General features: G+C 37.6%; 22 protein-coding genes. 18 read left to right on the top strand and 4 right to left on the bottom strand.

What is annotated here, in order from left to right; translation table 11 throughout:
• Positions 1-36: 36 nt before the first annotated feature.
• Together QF028_RS32010 and QF028_RS32015 are read right to left on the bottom strand one after the other, a co-directional pair.
• Entirely contained in the window at positions 37-231 is a 195-nt protein-coding gene (locus QF028_RS32010) for a hypothetical protein (RefSeq protein WP_410882309.1), read from the bottom strand.
• A gap of 74 nt (positions 232-305) precedes the next feature.
• On the bottom strand, positions 306-554 hold the full coding sequence (locus QF028_RS32015; protein ID WP_214715430.1) for a hypothetical protein: 249 nt from the start codon (positions 552-554) through the stop codon (positions 306-308).
• A 250-nt stretch (positions 555-804) separates the two neighbouring features.
• Between QF028_RS32015 and QF028_RS32020 the strand changes: the two genes are divergently transcribed.
• From QF028_RS32020 to QF028_RS32075, 12 genes are all read left to right on the top strand, one after another.
• A complete protein-coding gene (locus QF028_RS32020) occupies positions 805-3,780 on the top strand; it encodes a PA14 domain-containing protein (protein WP_429471765.1) in 2,976 nt (991 codons plus the stop codon).
• A 242-nt stretch (positions 3,781-4,022) separates the two neighbouring features.
• Positions 4,023-4,736, top strand: coding sequence for an IspD/TarI family cytidylyltransferase (locus QF028_RS32025; protein ID WP_429471767.1), 714 nt, complete (start codon positions 4,023-4,025; stop codon positions 4,734-4,736).
• A complete protein-coding gene (locus QF028_RS32030) occupies positions 4,733-5,758 on the top strand; it encodes a ribitol-5-phosphate dehydrogenase (protein WP_429471769.1) in 1,026 nt (341 codons plus the stop codon). Before QF028_RS32025 ends, QF028_RS32030 begins: the two co-directional genes overlap by 4 nt.
• Positions 5,759-5,780: 22 nt before the next feature.
• The gene (locus QF028_RS32035) at positions 5,781-6,947 is read left to right on the top strand and encodes a CDP-glycerol glycerophosphotransferase family protein (RefSeq protein WP_429471771.1); all 1,167 of its coding nucleotides are present in this window, start codon (positions 5,781-5,783) and stop codon (positions 6,945-6,947) included.
• Between the two features lie 31 nt (positions 6,948-6,978).
• Positions 6,979-8,175, top strand: a complete 1,197-nt coding sequence (locus QF028_RS32040; protein ID WP_429471773.1) for a CDP-glycerol glycerophosphotransferase family protein — start codon at positions 6,979-6,981, stop codon at positions 8,173-8,175.
• A gap of 125 nt (positions 8,176-8,300) precedes the next feature.
• Positions 8,301-10,607, top strand: a complete 2,307-nt coding sequence (locus QF028_RS32045; protein ID WP_429471776.1) for a bifunctional glycosyltransferase/CDP-glycerol:glycerophosphate glycerophosphotransferase — start codon at positions 8,301-8,303, stop codon at positions 10,605-10,607.
• Positions 10,608-10,775: 168 nt separating this feature from the next.
• Entirely contained in the window at positions 10,776-11,174 is a 399-nt protein-coding gene (tagD, locus tag QF028_RS32050; protein WP_214715444.1) for a glycerol-3-phosphate cytidylyltransferase, read from the top strand.
• Between the two features lie 46 nt (positions 11,175-11,220).
• Entirely contained in the window at positions 11,221-12,369 is a 1,149-nt protein-coding gene (locus tag QF028_RS32055; protein WP_429471779.1) for a CDP-glycerol glycerophosphotransferase family protein, read from the top strand.
• Positions 12,370-12,508: 139 nt separating this feature from the next.
• Positions 12,509-13,312, top strand: a complete 804-nt coding sequence (locus QF028_RS32060) for an ABC transporter permease (protein WP_246869604.1) — start codon at positions 12,509-12,511, stop codon at positions 13,310-13,312.
• Positions 13,313-13,328: 16 nt separating this feature from the next.
• Positions 13,329-14,138 (top strand): teichoic acids export ABC transporter ATP-binding subunit TagH, encoded by an 810-nt coding sequence (gene tagH, locus QF028_RS32065; protein WP_088089635.1) that lies wholly within the window; start codon positions 13,329-13,331, stop codon positions 14,136-14,138.
• Positions 14,139-14,224: 86 nt separating this feature from the next.
• Positions 14,225-14,956 carry a WecB/TagA/CpsF family glycosyltransferase gene (locus QF028_RS32070; protein ID WP_429471782.1) on the top strand — a complete coding sequence of 244 codons (732 nt, stop codon included), beginning with the start codon at positions 14,225-14,227 and terminating at the stop codon, positions 14,954-14,956.
• A gap of 235 nt (positions 14,957-15,191) precedes the next feature.
• A complete protein-coding gene (locus QF028_RS32075) occupies positions 15,192-16,241 on the top strand; it encodes a glycosyltransferase family 4 protein (protein WP_429471784.1) in 1,050 nt (349 codons plus the stop codon).
• Between the two features lie 114 nt (positions 16,242-16,355).
• Here the strand turns inward: QF028_RS32075 and QF028_RS32080 are convergent, their stop codons facing one another.
• Positions 16,356-17,366, bottom strand: a complete 1,011-nt coding sequence (locus tag QF028_RS32080) for an LCP family protein (RefSeq protein ID WP_429471786.1) — start codon at positions 17,364-17,366, stop codon at positions 16,356-16,358.
• A 146-nt stretch (positions 17,367-17,512) separates the two neighbouring features.
• Entirely contained in the window at positions 17,513-18,145 is a 633-nt protein-coding gene (locus tag QF028_RS32085) for a YigZ family protein (RefSeq protein WP_429471788.1), read from the bottom strand.
• A gap of 329 nt (positions 18,146-18,474) precedes the next feature.
• On the opposite strand from QF028_RS32085, the gene QF028_RS32090 reads away from it, so the two are divergent.
• From QF028_RS32090 to QF028_RS32115, 6 genes are all read left to right on the top strand, one after another.
• Positions 18,475-19,617, top strand: a complete 1,143-nt coding sequence (locus tag QF028_RS32090; RefSeq protein ID WP_429471791.1) for a sensor histidine kinase — start codon at positions 18,475-18,477, stop codon at positions 19,615-19,617.
• A gap of 69 nt (positions 19,618-19,686) precedes the next feature.
• Entirely contained in the window at positions 19,687-20,370 is a 684-nt protein-coding gene (locus QF028_RS32095; RefSeq protein WP_179196042.1) for a response regulator, read from the top strand.
• 137 nt (positions 20,371-20,507) lie between these two features.
• Positions 20,508-21,356, top strand: a complete 849-nt coding sequence (locus tag QF028_RS32100; protein WP_429471794.1) for a DegV family protein — start codon at positions 20,508-20,510, stop codon at positions 21,354-21,356.
• A 423-nt stretch (positions 21,357-21,779) separates the two neighbouring features.
• Positions 21,780-22,772, top strand: a complete 993-nt coding sequence (locus tag QF028_RS32105) for a nuclease-related domain-containing protein (RefSeq protein ID WP_429472642.1) — start codon at positions 21,780-21,782, stop codon at positions 22,770-22,772.
• A complete protein-coding gene (locus tag QF028_RS32110; RefSeq protein ID WP_429471796.1) occupies positions 22,757-24,244 on the top strand; it encodes a DEAD/DEAH box helicase in 1,488 nt (495 codons plus the stop codon). Before QF028_RS32105 ends, QF028_RS32110 begins: the two co-directional genes overlap by 16 nt.
• A gap of 21 nt (positions 24,245-24,265) precedes the next feature.
• A complete protein-coding gene (locus QF028_RS32115) occupies positions 24,266-24,982 on the top strand; it encodes a ComF family protein (protein ID WP_429471798.1) in 717 nt (238 codons plus the stop codon).
• Positions 24,983-24,996: the final 14 nt, after the last annotated feature.

Consider the following 24,996-nt stretch of genomic DNA (forward strand, 5'->3'; position numbering starts at 1 on the left):
AATACTATACTCCTCACCGATTCCAAAAAACTCAACTCAAATTTCATCTGTTTGTAATAAATGAAGGACAGGATCTAAGGGCATTACATTGCCAGTATCTCCATTTTCATCTCCATCTTCATCCTCATCATTCCATTCAGAAATACTATTATATTCAATACAATCCTCACAAAAACCATTTATTAAGTAGTATGAAATATCTTCCCGTCCGCAATCAGCACATAGTGCCATAGTACCACCTTCTATTTCAGTTAACTTTGTATAATATTTTGTCCTATAAATTATTAATCATACTAAAGTAGACTTTATTTATTAACTTGGGAATCCTTTTCCATAGCCCTTAACATCCAGTCATCAGCCCTTTTTCTTAGCCAGTGGAGATCTTCATTGGCCTCAAGCCATTTATCCTTGAGGAGCTGATTTTGTTGTATCATTTCATCAATAATGGAAATCAAACTTAGTCCCATTGCTCTTATTTTCTCGACGGAAGTATCCTGATCAACAGTTTCAAAAAAAATTCTTATTTTTTGAATTTCCAACATTTGATTACTCATACCTTCCACCTCTTTCTAGGATTATCTATAACTTATTCGATATTAATTAATAAATGTACATAAAATTTACCATTTTAACTAAACATTCCTAGTTGGGACATATCTCCAGTTGTTATACTGGGTCTTTTTTACTATATTTATATTATGTATTAACATTTCTATGAAACTTTAAGATAATAGTTTATATATCGACAAAAAAATTATTTAGGAGGGCTTAAAAATCAAATTTCGACAATTGAATATTCCATTAATGATATTCTTTCTTGGATTCTTCGGATTACTTTTTATAAACGATGATTCCGCTAAGGCTGAGGATGGAGCGTGGAAAGCTACTTTCTACCCCAGAATTGATTTTACTGGAACTGGGATAACTAAAACATATACAAATGTAAAATTCGATTGGAAGGCTAATTCGCCTGATCCAAAAATTCCAAAAGACAATTTCTCGGCAATATTTGAGAAAACGGTAACCATCTCAAGTCCAGGGAAATATCGCCTAACAGGAAAAGCTGATGATGGGGTACGGATTTATGTAGATGGGAAGAAAAGAATAGATTTTTGGAGTGACGGTGTACATTCTATTAATCAAGAAATCTATTTAACCGCAGGCACTCATACGCTAAAGGTTCAATATTATGAAAAAAAGTGGAGCGCTGCTCTAGCCATTGATTTGGTAAAACTTTCTGAAAGTATTGGATCAGATTCGTGGTCAGCAGAATTTTATCCGTCAGCTGATTTTTCTGGGAGTCCAGTAAAGAAATTTTATCCAAACTTAGACTTTCATTGGGGGAGCGGATCACCAATTTCAGGCATTCCATCTGACCATTTTACGGCTGTATTTAAAAAACAAGTACAGGTTACTAAATCTGGAAATTACAGCTTAACAGGCAAGGCAGATGATGGAGTGCGTGTTTACGTCGACGGTACCAAAAAAGTTGATAAGTGGAAGTCGGGAATTAATTCATTTAATCAAGAGGTTTATCTAGCATCTGGCAGTCATACGATATTAATAGAGTATTTTGATGACAAATGGAGTTCTTCCTTTGCATTTAACATGAATGAAGTAGTGGAATCCATCCCAGAAGAAGTGGTAACAATTCCAGTTGATAAGTGGAGTGCCAGATTTTATCCTACTAAGGATTTTACAGGTACACCTATTAAGAAAGAATATGATCAATTGCAATTTTCTTGGGGAAGCGGCTCACCAGATTCTACTATTCCAACTGATAATTTCTCAGGTATTTTTGAAAGAAATTATGTTGTTGATAAAATAGGCGATTATAAAATCGTAGGAAAAGCGGACGATGGAGCAAGAGTGTATATTGACGGAATCCGTTATGTGGATAAATGGACAGATGGCGTGAATTACATTGATGTTCCGATTACGCTAGAGCCTGGGACCCATACCGTTAAAGTCGAGTATTATGATTCAAAATATAGCGCTTCATTGAATTTAAATTTAGAACCAATTAATCAAGAGAATGAAACGATTGATCCTACTAAATGGAAAGCAACTTATTATCCATCAAAGGATTTTACAGGTACCCCATTAATAAAAGTTTATGATGAATTACAATTTTCTTGGGGAAATGGCTCGCCAGATCCTATGCTCCCAACTGATGGTTTCTCTGGAACCTTTGAAAAACAATATGTTGTGACGAAACCTGGAAACTATAGATTCATAGGAAAAGCAGATGATGGTGTACGAGTTTATGTAGACGGAGTACTCAATGTCGATAAATGGAAAGATGGCGTGAATATCATCGATGATCAGGTAACTCTTACGACGGGTACCCATACCATTAAGGTTGAGTATTATGATTCAAAATATAGTGCCACGATGAAATTAGACCTCATTGAAGATTTTTGGGAAGCGAAATTCTATCCTAGCAATAATTTGACAGGGAATCCTGTTCAAAAAACGTTTGATGCGCTGAATTTTTATTGGAGTGGATCTCCTATAACCAATATCCCAGCAGATAATTTTTCTGCTGTTTTTGAAAAAAAGGTATATATCGCAAAATCAAGTAATTATAAACTTTCAGGTAAAGCCGATGATGGCGTGCGTATATATGTTGATGGTGTACGTAAAGTGGATAGCTGGAAGGACGGGGTTAATAATTATAGTTCTTCCCCCCAACAATTGTCGGAAGGAATCCACATCATTAAGGTTGAGTATTATGACAGTAAGTATAGTGCCTCATTAGTAGTGAACTTAAGTGAGGTTATTAAGAAAACCACTACTCAATATACCAATTATGATATTTCATTAGGAGAACTTCTCGATAAACAAATTGGTGTATCTCAAACTGATAAAAAATATGATGCCTATGTACGAAGTGACTTATTAACAGTCAATGCCTCAACACCGAATGTGGGTGTTGTAAACACAGACAATACAAACGTTAGAGGAATACCAGTTGATGGTTGGATCCTTGGAAAGCTAGATCTTAATGAACAAGTGACAATCGATTCCAAAACCATGCAAAAGGATGGATATTATTGGTATAAGATTCAATATAATGAAGAATGGGTTAATCCAAGCCCAACGGATATTAGCTATTATATTAACCCTACCAATTTTGGAATTGGCACTGCAAGTTATTATCAATTTCTAAAGCTTTCTGAAATTGCCGGTGCAGATGCGTACGAAGTCAATCAAAAGATATTGACGAATAAAGGAACTCTTACAGGGAAAGGGCAAATTTTTGTTAACGCAGGTGCACTGTATAACATCAATGAAATTTACTTGATTTCCCATTCGCTGCTCGAAACAGGAAATGGTAGTTCTCCGTTAGCAAAAGGGGTTAAGGTAAAGAAAAAGCTTGATAGTAATGGGAATCCTGTCATTGATCCTGCTACAGGAGAAGAAGAGATTACCGAATTAGCAAGTGATGCAGCCTCCTATGATGCGATCGTTTATAATATGTATGGTGTTGGTGCTTTTGATAAGTGTCCGCTTCATTGTGGAGCAAGAAGGGCATTTAATCAGGGCTGGACTACACCGGATAAAGCGATTGTGGGTGGGGCAAGATTTGTTGCCTTGAATTATATTGATAAAGGCCAGGACACCATTTATAAAATGAAATGGAATCCTGCGGCTCCAGCTACACATCAATATGCAACCGATATTGGCTGGGCTGTGAAACAAACACCTAACATTTTTAATCTTTATAGTTTACTAGATAGCTATACTTTAGTTTTTGATGTCCCTAAATATTATTAAGCCCCAAAAAATGAAGTGGAAGATTTCCTCCCTTCATTTTTTTTGCAATAAAGACACTGAAATGAAATCTTACCTCGCTTGAAAATGTATTTGAAAGAGTGTATAGTTTTAATTGAGTTTTTGTCAAGAAATTTGTCGTTTTTTGTTAATTAGGATGAAGAGTGGTACGGTTAATTATGTATCATTTTAATAATAAAGTTACTTTAAATTAAGCATGTTAAGTATGATAAGGGGTGTGGACAATGATTTTTGCAGAAATTCTTGCCGGAGGAAAAGGAACAAGAATGGGTAATATTAATATGCCCAAGCAGTTTTTAACTTTAAATAGTAAACCTATCATTATACATACAATTGAAAAGTTTATCTTGAATGATCGTTTTGAGAAGATTCTAGTCGTAACACCGAAAGAGTGGGTTAATCATGCCAAAGATATTATTAATAAATATATTGGAAAAGACGCAAGGATTGTTGTGCTAGAAGGTGGAAAAGATCGCAATGAATCCATCATGAGCGGCATCCGCTATATCGAAAAAAACTTTGGAATTAACGATGATGATGTGATTATTACCCATGATTCTGTAAGACCATTTCTAACTCATCGAATTATTGAAGAGAATATCGAAGCGGCCATTAAGTTTGGGGCTGTTGATACAGTGATCGAGGCGATTGATACGATTATCCAATCTGAGGATGGAGAATTTATCTCAAACATTCCGGTAAGGGATACTATGTACCAGGGACAAACGCCACAAAGCTTTAATATCAAGAAATTAGTTACTTATTATAACGCGCTAACAGAGGAACAAAAAATGATTCTTACGGATGCATGTAAAATTTGCGCGCTTGCAGGTGAACAGGTTAAGATTGTCAAGGGTGAATTATTTAATATAAAGGTAACAACCCCATATGATTTGAAGGTAGCTAATGCAATCCTACAAGAGAGGGTTTCACGATGATTAATCAAGTGTATCGCTTAGTGTCGCCACGGCAGTTTGAAGTGACCTATAAAGATCGTTCCATTCAGTCCGATAAAATTGTAGTGCGTCCCACTCATCTCTCCATATGTGCGGCCGACCAAAGGTATTACACCGGCACACGTGGAAAAGAAGCCATGGCTAAAAAACTGCCAATGGCGCTGATTCATGAGGGGATTGGTAAGGTCGTTTATGATCCAAATAATGAGTTTGCACCTGGTACCCGGGTTGTGATGGTACCGAATACCCCAACTGAAAAAGATGAAGTTATTGCAGAAAATTACTTGCGATCGAGTAAATTTCGTTCAAGTGGTTACGATGGATTTATGCAGGACTATGTTTTTCTTCACAGGGATCGGATTGTCCCTTTACCAGAAGAAATTGATCCATCGGTTGCGGCTTTTATGGAATTAATCACCATCAGTATGCATGCATTAGTGCGCTTTGAGGCAAAAGCACATGCTCGAAAAAATACGTTCGGGGTATGGGGAGATGGGAATTTAGGTTATATAACCACGCTGATTTTAAAGAAACGCTATCCGGATAGCAAAGTTTATATATTTGGGAAAACAAAATACAAAATGGATCATTTTTCGTTTGTTGATGAAGCGTATCAAATTGATGAGATTCCGGATGATTTACGGATTGATCATGGATTTGAATGTGTTGGCGGGCATGGCAGCCAATCTGCGATTAATCAAATGATTGATTATATTAATCCAGAGGGATCTATTTGTATTCTCGGTGTCTCTGAATATCCTGTTGAAATAAACACTAGAATGATTCTAGAAAAAGGTCTTACAATGATTGGCAGCAGTCGAAGTGGACGAAATGATTTTGTCAACACTGTAAATTTCATGGTTGAGCACCCGGAAGTGGTCGAGTATTTTGGCATGCTGATTGGAGAAGTTCACCAAGTAAAGAACATCCAAGATATTATTGATGCATTTGAAAAAGACCTGACAAACTCGTGGGGAAAAACCATTCTCGAATGGAAAATATAAAATAAAAAAGGCAGGCATGGCGATGTATTTAGTGAGAATTTTTCCAACAATTATGGTGAAGGGATTCATTCAGATGATCTTTTACCTGTCATGCCTTCTTTTTAAAGTAAATAATGAAAAGGTCACCTTTGCTTCCTATCGGGCCACGGAGATTCAGGGAAATCTCTATTATATTTATAAGGAATTACACGGAAGATATCCCAATTGGACGTGTAATTTTCTTTTTAAAAAGTATAGCAGCTCATTACTAGGCAAATTCCACTATGTCCTACATATGGTTAAAGCGAGTTATCATTTAGCAACATCCCGTTATTTTATCATCGATGATTATTATTTCCCCGTTTATGTGATAAAACCTCGACAGGGAACGGATATTGTTCAGCTTTGGCATGCAGCAGGTGCATTCAAGAAATTTGGCTTAAGCACCGTAGATAAAGAATTTGGTCCCAGTTCAGATTATTTAAAACGTGTTAAGGTTCATTCAAACTATTCTAAAGTATTTGTGAGTTCCTCGGAAGTCATTCCTTTTTATGCTGAAGCCTTCGATATGCCATCCTCAAGGATATTCCCATTAGGTGTACCGAGAACAGATTATTTTTTTAATAAACGAGAGCAGTTAAGATTGATGGGAGAATTACAGAGTGAATTTCCTGAGATTCAGGGAAGAAAGATTATCTTATATGCTCCTACGTTTAGAGGGAAAAGTCATTATCAAGAATCATTTCACTGTCCTATCGATTTTTCAGCTATGAGGGAAACTCTCGGAGATGAATATGTACTACTGATTCATTTACATCCATATATGCGTTCGGAGATCACCATTAAGGAAGAAGATAAAGATTTTGTCTTTCATGTAAAGAAAAAATTCAATATTGAACAATTATTAGTTCTAGCTGATATTCTTTTAACAGATTATTCATCGGTTATTTTTGATTATAGTTTATTAGTCAGGCCAATTGCCTTTATTGCTGATGACCTTGAAGAGTATATAAAGGAACGAGATTTTTATTTTCCTTTCCTGTCATTCATTCCAGGGCCGTTCTTTCATCAAACGCAAGATCTGATTGAGTGGATCCAACAAGATGAATTTGATCTGAAAAAAATTGAGCAATTTAGAAATCGTTTTTTTACATACTTTGATGGAAAAACAAGTAAAAGAATCGTAGATAATTTAATTGAAAAAAGCTAGATCGCATAAATTTTCCAGTAGGAGATTAATAATGTTAAAAAATAAAATGGAAAACCAAGCGGAAAGTAAAGGAAACAGCTCTCAATTTAGTCTTGTTTACCGTTTTTTCCGTAAAGTTATGTTTCGATTGCTTTACCTACTTTTTTGCCTATTTCCGTTAAATAAAAAAAAAATATTATTTGCATCAGATAGCCGAACCGATTTAAGCGGTAACTTTGAATTTGTATATCAGACATTAAAAAGAAAAAATGTAAATTACCGATACCATTTTTTTTTAAAAGAGAGTACGCGTGCTTATAAAACCTATTGGGAAATGGTTCGTTTAGCTTTTCATCTGGCAACGGCAAAATTTATTTTGTTGGATGACTTTTATCCGATGGTCTATCCATTAAAGTTACGGAAAGATGCCGATCTTATCCAGTTATGGCATGCAGTCGGTGCGTTTAAAACCTTTGGATACAGCCGTGTAGGTCTTCCAGGCGGTCCAGACCCTTATTCTTTGAATCACCGCAATTACACGAAGGTAATCGTCAGTTCGAAGAGTGTGGCAAAGCATTATGCTGAAGGCTTTGGGATTAGTGAAAATCGAGTCTTTGCAACTGGGATACCAAGAACGGATGTCTTTTTTGATCAAGCTTACCAAGTGAAGGTTAAAGAAGAATTATACAGAAAGTATCCCTTTTTATCTGAAAAAAAAGTCATTATGTTTGCACCGACCTTTCGAGGGGACGGCCAGCAGTCTGCCTATTATCCGAAGGATTATCTTCATTTAGATAAACTTTATCATGCCTTACATGATGAGTATGTTTTTCTATTTAAAATGCATCCATTTGTAAAAGACTATTGGCAAATCCCTGAAGAATATAAAGATTTTTTCTACGACATTTCACATTATCGGGAAATTAATGATTTATTATTTATCTCAGATCTATTAATAACCGATTACTCCTCTGTTTGCTTTGAGTTTGCATTATTAAATAAACCGATGATTTTCTATTCTCCAGATGTAGAGGAATATATAGCAACACGAGATTTTTATTATAAATATGATTCATTTATCCCTGGCCCTTTAGCAAGGACATTAGATGAATTAATTGAAACCATTCAAAATAAAGACTTCAAAATGGAAAAAATCGAGACATTTGTTGATTACTTTTTTGATCATACGGATGGGAAATCAAGCGATCGTGTAGTAGACCAACTCATCGTAGATGCAGATTCCAAATAGAATCGAATTTTATCCGTATTCTTTTATTTAATAATAAAAGAGGAAAATGATGTAAATAATAGTTAAAAAAGATGAGCGTTTCAAAAAATGGTGCTTTGTTTTTTTTACAACAGAGGAGATATTATATGAGTAAACTTCAATATATCATTCATCCTGAATTAGAAGATGTAAAGGTAAGTATTATTACCCCAGTTTTTAATGTGGAAGAATATATTACGGAGACATTGGAGTCTCTTGTCAACCAGACGTTAGATCACATTGAAATTATTATGGTTGATGACGGATCAAGTGATCGAAGTCCAGAAATCGTTGAAGAATATGCAAATAAATACAGAAATATTGTTTTTATAAAACAAGAAAATTCAGGACCAGGGGTAGCACGGAATAATGGTTTAGAAGTAGCAAGAGGTGAATTCATTAGTTTTGTTGATTCAGATGACCTCTTACCACTAGATGCCTTAGAAACCATGTATAATAGTGCGTTAAAAGAAAAGGCAGATATCGTTTTAGGAACTTCTTTAAGCTTTAATAGTACAGAAACATGGTTTATCGCTAGTCACGTGAATAATGGTGTATACATTCCAGGTGAAAAGAGCCTCGTCTCCAATCCAGGGTTACTATTCTCATTGGGACCGTGCAATAAGCTTTACCATTCTAAAATCGTTACAGGAATACGGTTTCCTGCAGATATTCATGTAACCGAGGATCAGCCATTTGTGATTGAAGCCTATATGAAGGCAAATAAAATATATACAGTTGATAAAATCATTTATAAATATCGGTCGAGGGAAGCGGAGGAGAATTTATCCTTATCACAAACTGTGCGCGTGAATTCAGTAAAGGTTTTAACCGATATTTTTAAAAGTTTACGTATTTCCGATCAATTATGGGATAAATATATTTCAAATCAACATACCCGATTTGCTTTAAAGAAAAGTTATTATACCAGAATTATTTCAGCAGACATTTGGCCTGCTATTCGAAGTGCGCTTGTAAGCAAGGATCAAAAAACTCAAGTAGAATCCTTTACCCTGGTTTTGGAGTGGGTGAAAACTTTAGATTATCATTTATTTAATCAGATTCCATCGTTACATAGAGTGATGACCTATGAAATTGCAGATCGCTATAAACTGGTAAGTCCAGCTGCCAAAAAACTGTATCTACAATGGCTAAAGGTTTGTTTCTCAAAACTGGATCCCGGTTCTTTACATGCATTAGAGACTTCGAAAAAACAAAAAGTGTTCATGGCGGTTAAGAAAGCATGGAAAAGAAATAATCTTTCCCCGATCTTTTTCTATCTAGTTAAAGTAAAATCAAAAAAAATAAAATCCAAGGTGAAAACAGCTCTTGTTCGGCGGGTGGCTTTTCCATTTTTTAGCACCCTGCCTGTACAAAAGAAAATTACGATGGCGACCAACAAATTTCCGAGATTAACGGATTCATTTGAGCATATTTATGATGAATTAATTAATCAGCGCCCAGATTACAAAATTAGAGGTCATTTCAAGAAAAAGCGAAATTTCAGGGATTTCTGTAGACTGTATTATGATATCGCGACTTCCCGTTATTTAATCTTAGATGATTATTATCGTCCATTATATAAGCTTCGTGTGCGCAAGCAAACGGAAGTGATTCAAACTTGGCATGCAGCTGGCGCTTTTAAGAAATTTGGCCATAGTGCCGTAGGGTATCGTGAAAGTAATTCCACCCAGTTTGAACGAAGTGCTCATCAAATTTACACAAAAGCCGTAGTTACAAGTAAAGAGATTATTCCTCACTATGCTGAGGCATTTGAAGTGCCGGAAGAAAATATTTACCCATTAGGATTGCCGCGAACAGATGTCTTTTTTGATAAGGAATTAATGGAATTCGTTCACCAGCGATATCTGGGAACCTATCCACAACTTAAAAATAAAAAAGTGATTACTTATGCACCCACGTTTAGAGGTGGTCCAGGTAAGCGGGCTAATTTTAATATTAAATTGGATTTAGTAAAAATGGCTGAAGAACTTTCAGATGAATATGTACTGATATTAAAGCTTCATCCATCTGTTACCAAAAAAGTTCAAATACCAGAGGAAGCAGCAGACTTTGTTATAAATATGAGTTCGAATGAAATAAATAATGTATTAATCAATACGGATATCTTAATTAGTGATTATTCATCTTTAGTTTTTGAATTCTCTTTATTGGAACGACCAATGATTTTCTTTGCATATGACCTTGATGAGTATCTCGAAGATCGTGGTTTTTACTATGAATACTCTGACTTTGTTCCAGGGCCAATTGTAAAAACTACTGATGAGGTTATCAAAACGGTGAAAGAAAACCAGTTTGATTTTAAAAAGATTGAAAGCTTTAAACATCGATTCTTCGATGATCTTGACGGAGAATCTGCAAAAAGATTTGTGGATATACTAATAAAACCATGATAGTAACTATCATGGTTTTATTTTTACATAGACCGAACGTGAATCCTTTCACTAGTGTTTGAAATAAAAACTAGTGGGATATATAATGGGAAATGGATTGTTTTTCTGCAAGAGTTTTCAGGTGGTGAATAAACGCTGCAATGAAAACTCGGTGAGGAGTTGAAAAGAATGAAAAAGGTATTAACGTACGGGACTTTTGATTTGCTCCATGTTGGTCATATCAATATATTAAGAAAATCTAAGGAATTAGGAGATTTTCTAATCGTTGGTCTATCAACAGATGAATTTAATATCGAAAAGAATAAAAAAGCCTACTATAGTTATCAGGACCGACAATTAATTTTGGAGTCGATTCGCTATGTTGACCACGTCATTCCGGAATCCTGCTGGGAACAAAAGATCCAGGACGTAATTGACCATAATATTGATGTCTTTGTAATGGGTGATGATTGGAAAGGTCATTTTGATTTTCTAAAAAGGTATTGTGAAGTGGTTTATTTGCCAAGAACTACCGGTATCTCAACCTCCAAAATTAAATCCGATTTAAATTATGTGAAAAATGATTAGAGAAATTGTCATATCCATTTATTTGTTTATATTTAAGTGCTTTTTTATGATTTGTAAGGCATTCCCATTAAAAAATAAGGTCACCTTTCTGGTTTCCTTTGGGGATAATGCCAAATATGTGTACGAGGAAATTCTTCACCAGAATATCCAACAAGAAATTGTCTTTTTATGTAAGGGTTCTTCACTTTCACTTTTTAAGAAATATCCTGCTCTTCCTGTCATTCCATTTGAAACATCGTTTATCGATCTATTGCGTTCCATCTATCACCTCGCTACTTCCAAAAAAATTATTATTGATAACTATTTTGGGGTTTTGGCTTCAACTAATTTTAAAACGGGTGTGGAATGTATCCAGCTTTGGCACGCAGCAGGTGCGATTAAAAAGTTTGGACTGGAGGATGAGTCCAATGTCAATCGTAGTAATAGGGCTCATAAGCGATTTCTACGAGTTTACGAAAAATTTCATAAGGTTGTTGTTGGGTCAGACAAAATGGCTGATATTTTTAAACAGGTATTTGCCCTAAAGGATCAAAACATTCTTCGAACAGGAATACCGAGAACTGACTTTTTTTTTGATGAGAACAAACATAAAGCAATTATTTCTAAATTATTAGATGAGAATCCTGAATTAACATCCAAAAAGGTGATCTTGTATGCCCCAACATACAGGGATCATCAATTAGATCAATTTGAATTAAAATTGGATTTAGAAAAAATGTATCAGGAGCTCAGTGATGAATATGTTTTGTTGCTCCGTTTCCATCCTGCGATAAAAAGTTCATTGGAAAACAATGAATTATATTCTAATTTTGTTTATGATTATTCATCCTCACGTTATGATGCTAATGAACTGTTGCTTATCACTGACTTGCTGATTACAGATTATTCTTCCATACCATATGAGTTTTCATTATTAAATAAACCCATGATCTTTTTTACTTATGATATTGAACAATACAAAGTGGAAAGAGGATTGTGGGAGGATTTTGAAGAGACCGTTCCAGGTCCGATAACGAAACATACGGATGAAATCATTACGATTATTAAAGATAACTTATTTGATTATCAGAAGGTTACCAGTTTTTCTGACATTTGGAATAAATATTCAAACGGGATATCCAGCCAGAAGCTCGTAGATTACATTTTTAAAGAATCACAAAGCGACTCGTATCAAAGGGATAAGAACTCAAACTAACTACATATGTCTAATTGAGTTAGAATTTATCCTTTTTTTATGGTAAAATGTTATGGTCTTTGAGGGGGAATGATTCATTTTATGAAAAGGTCTTATCTTATATCCCCAATTAAATCGTTTAGGAAGGATCAAACACACGATGTCAATGTTTAAGGTCATAAGGGAACAGATTAGCAGTTTTTATCTCATCAGAAGATTATCCCTTTTTGAATTAAAAAGTGCAAATAACAGTCATTATTTAGGGATATTATGGGAATTAATCAATCCCATGATTCAAATAGGTATCTATTATTTTGTATTCGGTTATGGTATCCGTGGTGGACGTGCAGTAGAGGGGATTCCGTATTTCTATTGGATGCTGGCGGGTATTTTAGTTTGGTTCTTTGTTAATCCAGCAATATTGGACGCATCAAAGTCGATCTATACGAGGATCGCCTTAATCGCAAAAATGAGCTTTCCGATGAGTGTTATTCCAACTTATGTCATTATATCGAAATTTTATCAGCATCTCATGTTAGTTGGAGTCATTGTGGTTATCTTTCAATTTACAGGCTATCCTATATCGATCTATTATTTGTCGTTACCTTATTATATGTTTGCCACCATTATTCTACTGGTAGCTATTTCATTAATTACCTCTACCTTAGCGACAATTGTACGGGATGTACAAATGATTGTCCAAGCGATTGTCAGAATGCTGCTTTATCTGACACCATTATTATGGACGCCTGAAAGACTTCCACATATCGTTCAAAGCGTAATGAAGTTTAATCCATTATACTATATTGCTGAAGGTTATCGCGCTGCTCTGTTAGGGCATAGCTGGTATCTAATTGAACACATTAAATATACCGCCTACTTTTGGGGACTTGTTTTCGTGTTGTTATTTATAGGCTCCGCACTGCACTTGAAATTTCGAAATCGATTTGTAGACTACTTGTAAAGTGGAAGTGGAAAAAATGACTAAAACAGTTATTATTGATAATGTATCAAAGAAATATAAATTGTATAATAGAACATCTGATAAGCTTCTTGATATCATTTTGCCCAATGGCTATGGTGATGATTTCTACGCGTTGCAAAATATAAGTTTCACCGCTGAACAAGGCGATGTGATTGGTTTAATTGGTGTAAATGGCTCCGGAAAATCGACTCTATCCAACATTATTGCAGGCGTAGTTCCACCTACAAATGGAAAGGTCGAAACGATTGGACAAACATCTTTAATTGCGATTGCCTCTGGGTTAAACAATAATTTAACGGGTCGAGAAAATATTGAACTGAAATGTTTAATGCTCGGTTTTAGTAAAAAAGAAATCCGGGAGCTCGAACCCGAAATTATTGATTTCTCCGAACTAGGAAGGTTTATTGATCAGCCTGTAAAAACCTATTCAAGTGGTATGAAATCAAAGCTTGGTTTTGCCATCTCCGTGACAGTGGATCCCGATATATTAATTATCGACGAGGCGCTCTCCGTTGGGGACCAAGCATTTGCAGAAAAATCAAAGAAAAAAATGTACAGCTTTAAAGAGAAAGGCAAAACCATCTTTTTTGTAAGCCATGCGATTGGCCAGATTAAAGATTTTTGCCAAAAAGCTTTATGGTTAGAATTTGGTCAAATCAAAGCGTATGGGACGACTGCAGAAGTGGTTCCGCAATATGAAGCGTTTCTCAAAGAATTTAAGGCCATGTCTAAAGAGGAACAGCGAAAGTTTAGAGAAACAGCCTTAGAAAAGCAGAGCAGATTAGTATTAAATACAGCTAGATAATAAAAAGAGGCTCAAAAATAATTGGCTAGATCCATTTTTTTGAGCCTTTTTTTATAAATATGAAAAAATACTAAAGGATAAAAACCATGCAGAACAACACCGTCGATATATTAGGTATTAATTTTATCAATAAACAATTTAATGAAGTAGTTAACATTCTTAATGAAATGATAAAAAGTAATCGCAAAGCTTTCATTGTCACAGCCAACCCGGAAATTGTCATGTACGCTCATGAACATCCCGACTATAAAAAAATCATTCAATCGGCCGACATGGTGGTTCCTGATGGTTATGGGATTATTCTAGCGTCAAAAATATTAAACACCCCGATTAAGGAAAGGGTCGCAGGTTATGATTTAATGATCCGTCTACTGGAACTTGGGAACGAGAATAAGTTGAAAATTTATCTATTGGGCGGGCGCAAAGAGACCAATCAAAAAGCTGTGGCTAATATCAACAGTCAATTTCCGCATGTTCAAATAGTGGGCAGTCATCATGGCTTTTTTGATTGGGAGAACAATCCGATCACTGCTGAGATTAAAGCCTCAAGCCCTGATTTGATTTTCGTGGCATTAGGGTTCCCTAAACAAGAACAATGGATCGCAAGGAATCTGGATCAATTTCCAAAAGGAGTATGTATGGGAGTTGGCGGCAGCATCGATGTCCTCGCTGGAGAGGTCCAGCGTGCCCCTCGTTTCTGGCAAAAAATGAACCTCGAATGGTTTTATCGCTTGATTTCGCAGCCGTCGAGGTGGAGGAGAATGTTAGCCATCCCCCGGTTTTTACTGGAAATCTTCCAATTAAAGTTCACCAAATAAGCGATTATTCTAAAATAAATGTAACTTTTTAGAGTAACCAATCGTCTTACATGGTGTTGGATCGTTACTAATAAATCCTAGTAACGCTAGCTAATTGAGAGTGAATTTTCCGACAATTCAACAAAATATACCAAAGTAAAAAATATGTGCTATAATATGTTCGTTGTGTACTTAGAAATATGTGCCTGTTTCTAAAATTTATTAATGGGGCATTATATTCATAGGGAGGGTCTTCATGTTATATCTGACCTTAATATTATGTTTTTTATGCTCCGTATTAATCACTCCAATCGTAAAAAAATTGGCTTTTAGATTAGGAGCAACGGACAGTCCTAATCAGCGTAAGGTACATGTTAAGATTATGCCTCGTTTAGGCGGACTGGCGATTTATATCAGTTTTCTCTTCGGTCTTTTAATCCTGCACCCAAGCAGTCCCTACCATGCAGCTATTGTTGCTGGTGGTTTAATCATACTAGCTACCGGTATTTTAGATGATATCTTTGAATTATCGGCCAAAATAAAATTTACCTTACAAATTGTTTCTGCCCTGATCGTTGTGATGTGGGGCGGGGTGGAAGTAGAATTTATTAACTTACCGTTTAATGGGACCTTAGAATTTGGTATCTTTAGTATTCCAATTACAGTCATCTGGATTGTTGGCGTTACCAATGCAATCAATTTAATCGATGGACTTGATGGATTGGCAGCTGGTGTTTCCTCGATCGCCTTTATCACTATTTCCGGGATGGCGATTGTAATGGGAAACGGTTATGTAGTTGCCATGGGGACAATCCTGCTTGCGAGTACGTTAGGCTTTCTACTATATAATTTCCATCCGGCAAAAATTTTTATGGGAGATTCTGGGGCACTCTTCCTTGGCTACATGATCTCAGTTCTAGCCTTACTCGGTTTTAAAAATGTTGCCTTGATCTCGTTTATTGTTCCAATTATTATTTTAGGTGTTCCGATTTCAGATACTTTTTTTGCTATCATTCGTCGTATTTACAATAAGAAATCATTATCCGCACCAGATAAGTCCCATTTACATCATTGTTTACTAGAATTAGGTTTTACGCATCGAGAAACGGTTTTGTTAATTTATGCTATGAGCGCCATGTTTGGCCTCGCAGCCTTTATTTTTACGATTACAACCGTATGGGGCTCGATCTTAATCATTACCATTATCGTGCTGGCCATTGAATTATTTGTTGAAACGATTGGTTTAATCAATAAGAATTACCGGCCGCTCCTTCGAATCATGGGGATTCTGAACAAAAATAGATAATAAAAGGGTAAATCACAACAGAGGAAGGCGTTGTGATTTACCCTTTTATTGTTTTCTTTTATTTGATATTTATGTAAAAAAAGAACCCGGATACTATCTGATCCGGGTTGCTTCTTATTCAACTTTCGTTGCACTTGCTGTATTTGTTCTGTTAAGGTGTGTCTTAAGTGTTGATTTTGTTTCCTCTAGGGCCGTTTCATCAAGCTGATAATAGTAAACACGATCAATATATGAATCGGACCCTTTTAGTGATAGTGATTCAACATCGATTCCACTACCAGCCTGGATATAGCTAATAAACGATTTCATTTGGTCAAACGTTAAGTCTGTTGACATATTCTTTCCAACAGCTTCCATCACGTCTGTGTAATTAGAAATAGACTTTATGGATGATCCTTTTGAGAGGATGGCTTTAAAGATCTGCTGCTGGCGCTGTCCTCTTTGAATATCACTATCCATTTTCCTTGTCCGTGCAAACGCAAGAGCTTGTTCACCATCTAATTCTTGTACGCCTTTTTTCAAGGTGATTGCTTTCGCATGGTCCTGGGAATCTTGTTCAGAAAATGTGAATGGAACGTCTACTTTCACACCATCTAGCGCATTAATAACGTCAATAAAGGCGTTAAAATTCATTTTAACATAATAATCGACTGGTACATCAAGCAATTCTTCTACTGTTTCAAGCGTAAGTTTCACGCCGCCATAAGCATGGGCATGAGTAATTTTTGTATAAATATCCTTCTCAGGGATGTGAACATATGAATCACGCGGGATACTCAATAGCTTAATAGATTTTTCTTTCTTATTAAAAGTAGCCAGCATCAAGGCATCTGAACGAGATCGCCCATTTGATTTTCTCTTTTCACTATCATCGACACCAATAAATAGTATCGATGTATTTTCAAGTTTTACATTGGCCTTCGCTTTGGTATCACGATCAATTGGCTTGTAGGATTTATTCATCACTGATTCAGCCTTATTATACAAAAATCCGCCGTAAGCTGTTGCGCCTATTATTAATAGTAGAAGGGGCATTACGATCCATAGGAAGATTCGTTTTCGTCTTAGTCTTCTCTTTACCTTACCCTTGTTATTATTTTTATACACTTGTCTATTGATAGACATAGATTGCCTCCTAGTAGTTTAAATAGAAAATTGTCAATTTTTGTTGAAAATCTACTCTATTTTATAATATTTATTGAGATTGGTAAAATGAAATTTTCTTTACAATATTATTACTATTCTCAATAGGTAGAGAGGAAAGAAATTTCCTAGTTATCTGACTCAAGATAGGTAACTTCTCCAGCAGTAATATCGGCTTGTCCATTTGTCATTTCAATCATCCATTCTGAGAAAGCCGGTTGGTTCTCTTCTTCGACAAATACTTCAATTTCGACATTCTCCTGGTACTGGATATTTTTAAGGATATAGATGGACGACCGCAATTCATTTTCAATCTTGCCAAGCCAAGAATAATCAATTTTTACATGGCAGACCCGCATTAGCCTTCTTTCGACAATCCCAACTGCATCCAGGCCTTCCGACGTGGCTTTCCCATAGGCACGAATTAAACCGCCTGCACCTAATTTAATCCCGCCAAAATAGCGGGTAACGACCACAACTGTATCCTTCAGCTTTCTTTTTTTCAAAACTTCAAGGATTGGAACGCCGGCTGTACCACTTGGTTCGCCGTCATCATTGGCTTTCTGAATTTGATCGTGCTCGCCAATCAGATAGGCAGAACAGTTATGCGTGGCATCCCAATATTTTTTCTTCAATGTTTGAACGAATTCCTGGGCTTCCGCTTCCGATTCGGTTCTTTTGATGTGGGCAATAAATCTTGATTTTTGAATAATAATTTCATGTTCACCAGTTTGTTTTACTGTATGGTAACGAGGCAACATATTGCGCACTCCTTCCTTAATATCATATTGGTGTAATATAACTTTAATATGGCAGTAAAGTTTCCGTGTTATAATAAAAAAGATAAAGGTAGTGAAAACCTATTTTTATAGACAAAAAGAGATACTACCATTATACTACTTTTTTACTGAAATTAAGGATACAATGTAAGTTCATATTCGCATATTGATAAAATTCAAGGTAAAATATGTTAAAAGGTAGTATGATGAATTTTGAAATCCAAAGATAATAAAATATCATTCACTGAAATTAGATTATTGTTTAGCTTAGCGTCCAGGCGCTTATTGCTTTTCTTATCGGAGGAATGTGTATGAAGCTTAAGCAGATTAATATGAAATCAATTGATGAAATTCGTGAAGAAATGATTGAAACTGTTACTTGCAGCAAAACCGACATCTTCCAGATAGGCGAGCAATGCCGTCAAGATTACGAAAATATGATCAATGAATTAGACAATATCAAGAAAATGATGAGCAAACTCATAAAAGAAGGCGAGAAGCTCGAGAAACAAGTCCTCGAGGCGCGGAGTATGCTGTCAGAAGTCAGTATGAATTTTAAAAATTACTCTGAAGAAGAGGTCCGTGATGCCTACGAAAAGGCCCATCAACTGCAAATGGATCTTTCGATTAATTGGCAGTACAAAAAGCAGCTTTTGGATAAACGGGCAGACCTTGAAAACCGTCTAGTAGGATTAGATGAAACAATTGATCGTGCCGACCAGCTTATTTCGCAAATTTCCGTCGTGATGAATTACTTGACGAGTGATTTAAAACAGGTTGGTAAAGTCCTAGAACATGCGAAAGCCAAACAAGATTTTGGCTTAAAGATAATTGAAGCACAGGAAGAGGAACGCAAGCGGCTTTCAAGGGAGATTCACGATGGTCCCGCCCAAATGCTTGCCAATGTCATCATGCGCTCCGACTTAATCGAACGTGTTTATAGGGAAAAGGGCGCGGATGAGGCTTTTTCTGAGGTCAAAAGCTTTAAAAAAATGGTCCGATCGGCACTTTATGAGGTCCGGCGCATTATTTATGACCTTCGTCCGATGGCATTGGATGATTTAGGTCTTGTCCCTACCCTCAGAAAATACTTACAAACAATCGAAGAATATCATAACCATTCGAAAATCGAGTTTGTGAATATAGGCCTAGAACGCCGGCTTCCTACTAAGTATGAAGTCGCGCTCTTCCGGATGATCCAGGAATCGGTGCAAAATGCACTGAAGCATGCAAATGCTTGTGAAATCAAAGTTCGATTAGAAATAACCAATGCCTCAGTTACCGTCTTGATCAAGGACAATGGGGTCGGTTTTGATATCACGCAAAAGAAACCTGAGTCATTTGGCATGATAGGGATACGCGAGCGTGTCGACCTGCTTGAAGGCGAAATTACCTTTGATTCAAAAATAGGCAAGGGAACCGCAGTACTCATTCGAGTTCCACTAATTAACTAAAAAACAAATGAACCTACCGCCAATGGAGAAAAATTTCGAAATTAGAAGGATTAGGGGGCGTACCAATTGATTACAAAAATTGTCATTATAGACGATCACCAACTATTTAGAGAAGGCGTTAAGAGAATACTAGAGTTTGAAAAATCGTTCCAAGTTGTGGCTGAAGGCGATGATGGCTGTGAAGCACTAAGATTAGTAGAAGAATTCCAACCCGACGTTGTCATCATGGATATTAACATGCCGCAAAAGAACGGGATCGAAGCAACTCGTGAGTTGGTTGAAAAATATCCGAAAACGAAAATTATTATCTTATCCATACATGATGATGAAAACTATGTGACCCATGCTTTACAGACGGGTGCACAAGGTTATCTATTAAAAGAAATGGATGCCGATGCCCTGATTGAAGCAGTGCGTGTTGTGGCGGATGGCGGTTCCTATCTACATCCAAAGGTTACACATAATTTGGTGAACGAATATCGCAAGCTTGCTGCGGGTGTGGCCCGTGGCGGCGGAGGCTATATGCCAACAATGGAAATTCGCCGTCCATTGCATTTATTGACACGCCGCGAGTGCGAAGTACTCCAAATGCTTGCCGATGGAAAAAGCAACCGTGGTATCGGCGAAGCTTTATTCATCAGTGAAAAAACAGTCAAAAACCATGTCTCAAACATTTTACAAAAAATGAACGTTAACGACCGTACCCAAGCAGTGGTTGTTGCGATTAAAAATGGCTGGGTTGAAGTAAAGTAAGATTTAATAAAATAGTAAAGGGCATACTTCACGGTATGCTCTTTTTGTTTTTTTTGCGAAGTAATGCAATTTAGCTCTATTTCATATAAAATAGTAAAATCAATATAGTGGTTATATAGATAAGGATGATAGTTTTTATGAAGACAGCCGTTGTCACGGATAGTACTGCGTATATCCCAAAGGATGTACGTGATAAATGGAATATACATATGATCCCGTTACATGTCATCTTCGGTAACGAGGTTTACCAGGAAGAAATTGATATATCTTGGAGTCAGTTTTATGATGAGGTGAAGACAAAAGCGCTGCCGACTACCTCTCAGCCGCCAATTGGCCAATTTGTCGAGCTATTTGAAAACCTTTCAAAGGAATATGATGCCGTCATCTGTGTTCACCTATCAAGTGGGATCAGCGGCACTTTCCAAGGGGCTAACGCAGCGAGTACGATGGTTGAAGGCATCGTCGTTTACCCATTTGATTCAGAAATCAGCTGCATGGTTCAAGGCTTTTACGCGATCGAGGCAGCAAAGCTGGCATCCCGAGGCAAGGACGCTGCTTCCATTATGGACCGCTTAGAAGAATTGAAAAAAACGGCTCGTGCCTATTTCATGGTAGATGATTTACAGCACCTGCAGCGAGGCGGCCGCCTTTCAAGTGCTCAGGCTTTTATCGGGAGCCTCCTCCAGGTCAAACCATTGCTTCATTTTGACAACAAGGTGATTGTTCCGTTTGAAAAGATCCGCACCCGGAAAAAAGCAATGAATCGAATGGTCGATTTGCTAAGTGAGGATGTGTCAGGTGGCAGCGAATATCAAGCCGTCATTATTCATGCCAATCGCGAAGAAGCCGCCAAAGAGTGGCGCGATGAACTGGCTGCCAGGTATCCAAACGTTGAATTCTCGATAGGCTACTTCGGTGCAGTGATCGGTACCCACCTCGGCGAAGGATCCATGGGCCTAGGCTGGATGAAAAAATTAGAAAAGTAAGTGAGTTACCATTCCGTCCTTTCGGCCGGAATGGTTTTTAATTTTAAGCGGTTGGTGGGAAAATAGGGGTTTGGCGGAATCATCAGAGGAATCGGCGGAAAAGGTTGTGAAGTCGGCGGAATCTGGACGAAGATTGGCGGAATAACTCCAATAGTTGGCGGAATCCCGGCTCAAGTTGGCGGAATCGATGAGCCAAGCCGTAAATGACCAGAGGTTTGGCTCGAGATATTAAAAAAGGTAAATAAAAGGGGTTTGGCGGAATAACTTCAAAAGTTGGCGGAATCCCCTAGCAACAATTGTAAAGACACCAGACCGTCACATATCCACAAAAAATATAAAAACCTTCGACAAATTAGCAGGAATTTCTCCATTTTTTGAAGAAATCTTCCAAAAAAGAATAAGGAGCTGACGAATGAATTGATCATGAAAAAATTAACCCCTCCGCAAAGACTATTCTTAACCCAAATCTTAAAAATAAGACTAATACTCGGTCACAGCAAATATCAAGAAATTGAAAAAGATCTCGCCAAACGATGGGCAGGTTACTGGGGCGAAATTGCCTTAGCAAACTACGTTAAAGAACTTCCACATGATAAATACCTTTTCTTCCATGACCTCCAATTAAAATACAATGGCATACACTTTCAAATCGACACACTTCTCCTCTCACAAAACTACATCCTAATCATCGAAGCAAAAAACATCGCAGGCACATTAACTTTTGATAATGTCTTCAAGCAGCTAATTCGTACCCATGATGATGGAACTGAAGAATCATTCGAGGACCCGCGTGTTCAATGCCAACGACTGCAATCCCTCTTACGCAATTGGCTGGTCAAAAACGGCTGCAATCTTCTCCCGGTAGACACCCTTGTTTTTTTCAAAAGTACCAGTACGGTCTTGAAAACTAACTCCGGAGACAAAACAGATTTTAGTAAAGTATGCAAGGGAAGAGACCTTTTTAATAAAATCGAATCAATGGAACAACGAAATCATCAAGAAAGGGTAGATACCGATACCTTGACTAAGATCGGAAAATTGCTCTTAAGTCAACACAGTCCAAAACCAATTGATATCTTAAAAGAATACAATCTTACCGAAAAAGATATCCGGAGCGGAGTTTGTTGTCCAGATGATAAATGTAACTATATCCCAATGAATTTCAAAAGAGGAAAATGGATTTGTCCCGCCTGTCAAACCTCTTCAAAAGATGCCATCCTAAAAAGCCTCAGTCACTATTTCTACCTATACAAGTCAACGATGACCAATCTAGAATTGAGAAACTATTTACATCTCCCATCCCCTAATACCACTCAAAAAGTTGTTCATAAATTAAACCTGCAAACAACAGGTAAAACAAAAGATCGACTCTATTATCTGACTCCAGAGGAGGTGTCCTCGTGCGTTTTGTTATAAAAAATAAACTCCTGATTCCTAGCATCAAGGACGTTGATTCACTCCAAATTACGCACATCGCCAGCATCCCGCAGCCGCATCTAAATCCAAACTTCCAATACAATCCTGATCTTCAGGAGCTTCTCACAGGCAAACAACTCCTCTTAGAAGATATCCCAATTCCATTAGAAGAAGTGCAAGCACATTATGAAAATGGCTATGTCACCTACCGGAAAGGAATCGAGTACAACGGAAAAAAGCCCATATGCTCCCGGTGCGGAAATAAGGCCCCACAGCATTTTGCATCTTACCCATGCTTACGATGTGGCGAAACCTGTCTCTATTGCCGCCATTGCATCATAATGGGAAGAATTAGCGAATGCACGCCACTCATCGGCTGGAATGGCCCGGTGCCTGACACCCATCTCCCTGCAAAAATCAAACAATGGCAGGGGACACTCTCACAAGGACAGCAAGAAGCATCAGAGCATGTAATTGAAGCCATTCAACAAAATCAGGAGCACTTAGTTTGGGCCGTTTGCGGGGCAGGGAAAACTGAGGTCCTATTCGCTGGAATTGAAGCCGCACTTGCTGCTAAAAAAAGAATCTGTATTGCCACACCGCGAACGGATGTCGTCTTAGAGCTCACTCCTAGACTAAAAGCCGCCTTCCCGGAAATAAAAGTTGCTTCTCTTTACGGCGGAAGCGAGGACCGTCATCTCTATGCTCCGCTCACGATTGCGACAACCCACCAGTTGCTCCGCTTCTACCATGCCTTTGATACGATCATTTTAGACGAAGTCGATGCCTTTCCTTATACTGTTGAGGAATCTCTCCAGTATGCCGCCATTCAGGCGAGAAAGCTATCATCGGCAATGATTTACCTAACCGCCACGCCCAATGAAAAGTGGCAAAGGGAATGCCGTACAGGGAAACGAGCATTCACCACGATCCCCGCTCGTTTCCATCGCCATCCGCTCCCGGTCCCCGAATTTGTATGGTGTGGCAACTGGCAAAAGCAGTTGCAAAAAAATAAATTGCCACCGAATGTCCTCCGCTGGATTTCGACGCGGATTCAAGCAAACAAACAAGCCTTAGTCTTCTTTCCGCATATCCCTTTGATGGAAAAAGCCCTCCCCATCCTGCGCCAATTTGATACAACTATAGAAGCTGTCCATGCCGAAGACCCTGACCGCAAAGAAAAGGTGCAAAAAATGCGATCCAAAGGAATTCCTTTACTGTTAACGACAACTATTCTTGAGCGAGGAGTAACTTTTCCCAACATTGATGTAGCCGTAGTTGGGTCCGAAGATGCCATTTTTACAGAAAGTGCCCTCGTCCAAATTGCCGGAAGAGCAGGGAGGAGTAAGGAACATCCTGATGGGGTGGTGACCTATTTTCATTATGGAAAAACCGAAGAGATGTTAAAGGCAAGAAAGCAAATCGTCTCGATGAACCGAGAAGGTATTAAAAGGGGCTTGCTCAATCAATAAAAAGAGAGAGGAGCATTAAAAATGAAATTCCCTATCCAAAACCGCTGTCTAAACTGCCACGAAGTAATCCTGCCAAGCATTGGCTGGAGAGCCATTTTCTCCGTAGATAAAGAACAGCTTATTTGCCAAGCCTGTGAAGGGAAGTTAGAAAGAGTTGAAGGCGATCAATGCCGAATCTGCAGCAGGCCATTTGGCAACATAGATATGAAGTTTCGTAGAGGTGATTTGTGCCATGATTGTTTCCGATGGGAGGAAGATCCCGAATGGCAGGGATACCTTGAGAGGAACCATTCCCTGTTCCTCTACAATGATTTTTTAAAAGAGGTGATCGCAAAATTTAAATTTCGCGGCGATTATGTACTAGCGAGAATCTTTTCGGAATTGCTCAGGCAGAAGTTGACAGAGATCGCTCCCGACCTATTTATACCTATTCCCTTAAGTAAAGAGCGGCTATATGAGCGGGGGTTTAACCAGGCAGCCGCCATCCTTGCAGAAGCAGGCTATCATCCCGAAAATGTGCTCAGCCGAATCCATTCAGAAAAGCAATCTAAAAAATCTAGGTCCGAGCGGATTCATCTCTCACAGGTCTTTCAGGTCAACCCTAATGTTGACTTAGCAGGAAAAAAGGTCATCCTGATTGATGATATCTATACAACTGGCTCAACACTACGGCATGCAGCAAAACTTTTAAAAGCAGCCGGTGCTGCGAGCATTCAATCACTGACACTTGCTCGTTAGCTTACATGCGCATC

The sequence above is a fragment of the Neobacillus sp. B4I6 genome, from assembly GCF_050434045.1.
Classification (GTDB): Bacteria; Bacillota; Bacilli; order Bacillales; family Cytobacillaceae; genus Neobacillus.

Excerpts from the sequence above, each read along its gene's own strand:
- QF028_RS32045 (WP_429471776.1), top strand. The coding sequence starts at position 8,301 with ATGAGTAAACTTCAATATATCATTCATCCTGAATTAGAAGATGTAAAG.
- tagD (WP_214715444.1), top strand. The coding sequence starts at position 10,776 with ATGAAAAAGGTATTAACGTACGGGACTTTTGATTTGCTCCATGTTGGT.
- QF028_RS32055 (WP_429471779.1), top strand. The coding sequence starts at position 11,221 with ATGATTTGTAAGGCATTCCCATTAAAAAATAAGGTCACCTTTCTGGTT.
- tagH (WP_088089635.1), top strand. The coding sequence starts at position 13,329 with ATGACTAAAACAGTTATTATTGATAATGTATCAAAGAAATATAAATTG.
- QF028_RS32075 (WP_429471784.1), top strand. The coding sequence starts at position 15,192 with ATGTTATATCTGACCTTAATATTATGTTTTTTATGCTCCGTATTAATC.
- QF028_RS32040 (WP_429471773.1), top strand. The coding sequence starts at position 6,979 with ATGTTAAAAAATAAAATGGAAAACCAAGCGGAAAGTAAAGGAAACAGC.
- QF028_RS32105 (WP_429472642.1), top strand. The coding sequence starts at position 21,780 with ATGAAAAAATTAACCCCTCCGCAAAGACTATTCTTAACCCAAATCTTA.
- QF028_RS32100 (WP_429471794.1), top strand. The coding sequence starts at position 20,508 with ATGAAGACAGCCGTTGTCACGGATAGTACTGCGTATATCCCAAAGGAT.
- QF028_RS32030 (WP_429471769.1), top strand. The coding sequence starts at position 4,733 with ATGATTAATCAAGTGTATCGCTTAGTGTCGCCACGGCAGTTTGAAGTG.
- QF028_RS32025 (WP_429471767.1), top strand. The coding sequence starts at position 4,023 with ATGATTTTTGCAGAAATTCTTGCCGGAGGAAAAGGAACAAGAATGGGT.
- QF028_RS32115 (WP_429471798.1), top strand. The coding sequence starts at position 24,266 with ATGAAATTCCCTATCCAAAACCGCTGTCTAAACTGCCACGAAGTAATC.
- QF028_RS32070 (WP_429471782.1), top strand. The coding sequence starts at position 14,225 with ATGCAGAACAACACCGTCGATATATTAGGTATTAATTTTATCAATAAA.
- QF028_RS32020 (WP_429471765.1), top strand. The coding sequence starts at position 805 with ATGATATTCTTTCTTGGATTCTTCGGATTACTTTTTATAAACGATGAT.
- QF028_RS32015 (WP_214715430.1), bottom strand. The coding sequence starts at position 554 with ATGAGTAATCAAATGTTGGAAATTCAAAAAATAAGAATTTTTTTTGAA.
- QF028_RS32090 (WP_429471791.1), top strand. The coding sequence starts at position 18,475 with ATGAAGCTTAAGCAGATTAATATGAAATCAATTGATGAAATTCGTGAA.
- QF028_RS32010 (WP_410882309.1), bottom strand. The coding sequence starts at position 231 with ATGGCACTATGTGCTGATTGCGGACGGGAAGATATTTCATACTACTTA.
- QF028_RS32035 (WP_429471771.1), top strand. The coding sequence starts at position 5,781 with ATGTATTTAGTGAGAATTTTTCCAACAATTATGGTGAAGGGATTCATT.
- QF028_RS32060 (WP_246869604.1), top strand. The coding sequence starts at position 12,509 with ATGTCAATGTTTAAGGTCATAAGGGAACAGATTAGCAGTTTTTATCTC.
- QF028_RS32080 (WP_429471786.1), bottom strand. The coding sequence starts at position 17,366 with ATGTCTATCAATAGACAAGTGTATAAAAATAATAACAAGGGTAAGGTA.
- QF028_RS32085 (WP_429471788.1), bottom strand. The coding sequence starts at position 18,145 with ATGTTGCCTCGTTACCATACAGTAAAACAAACTGGTGAACATGAAATT.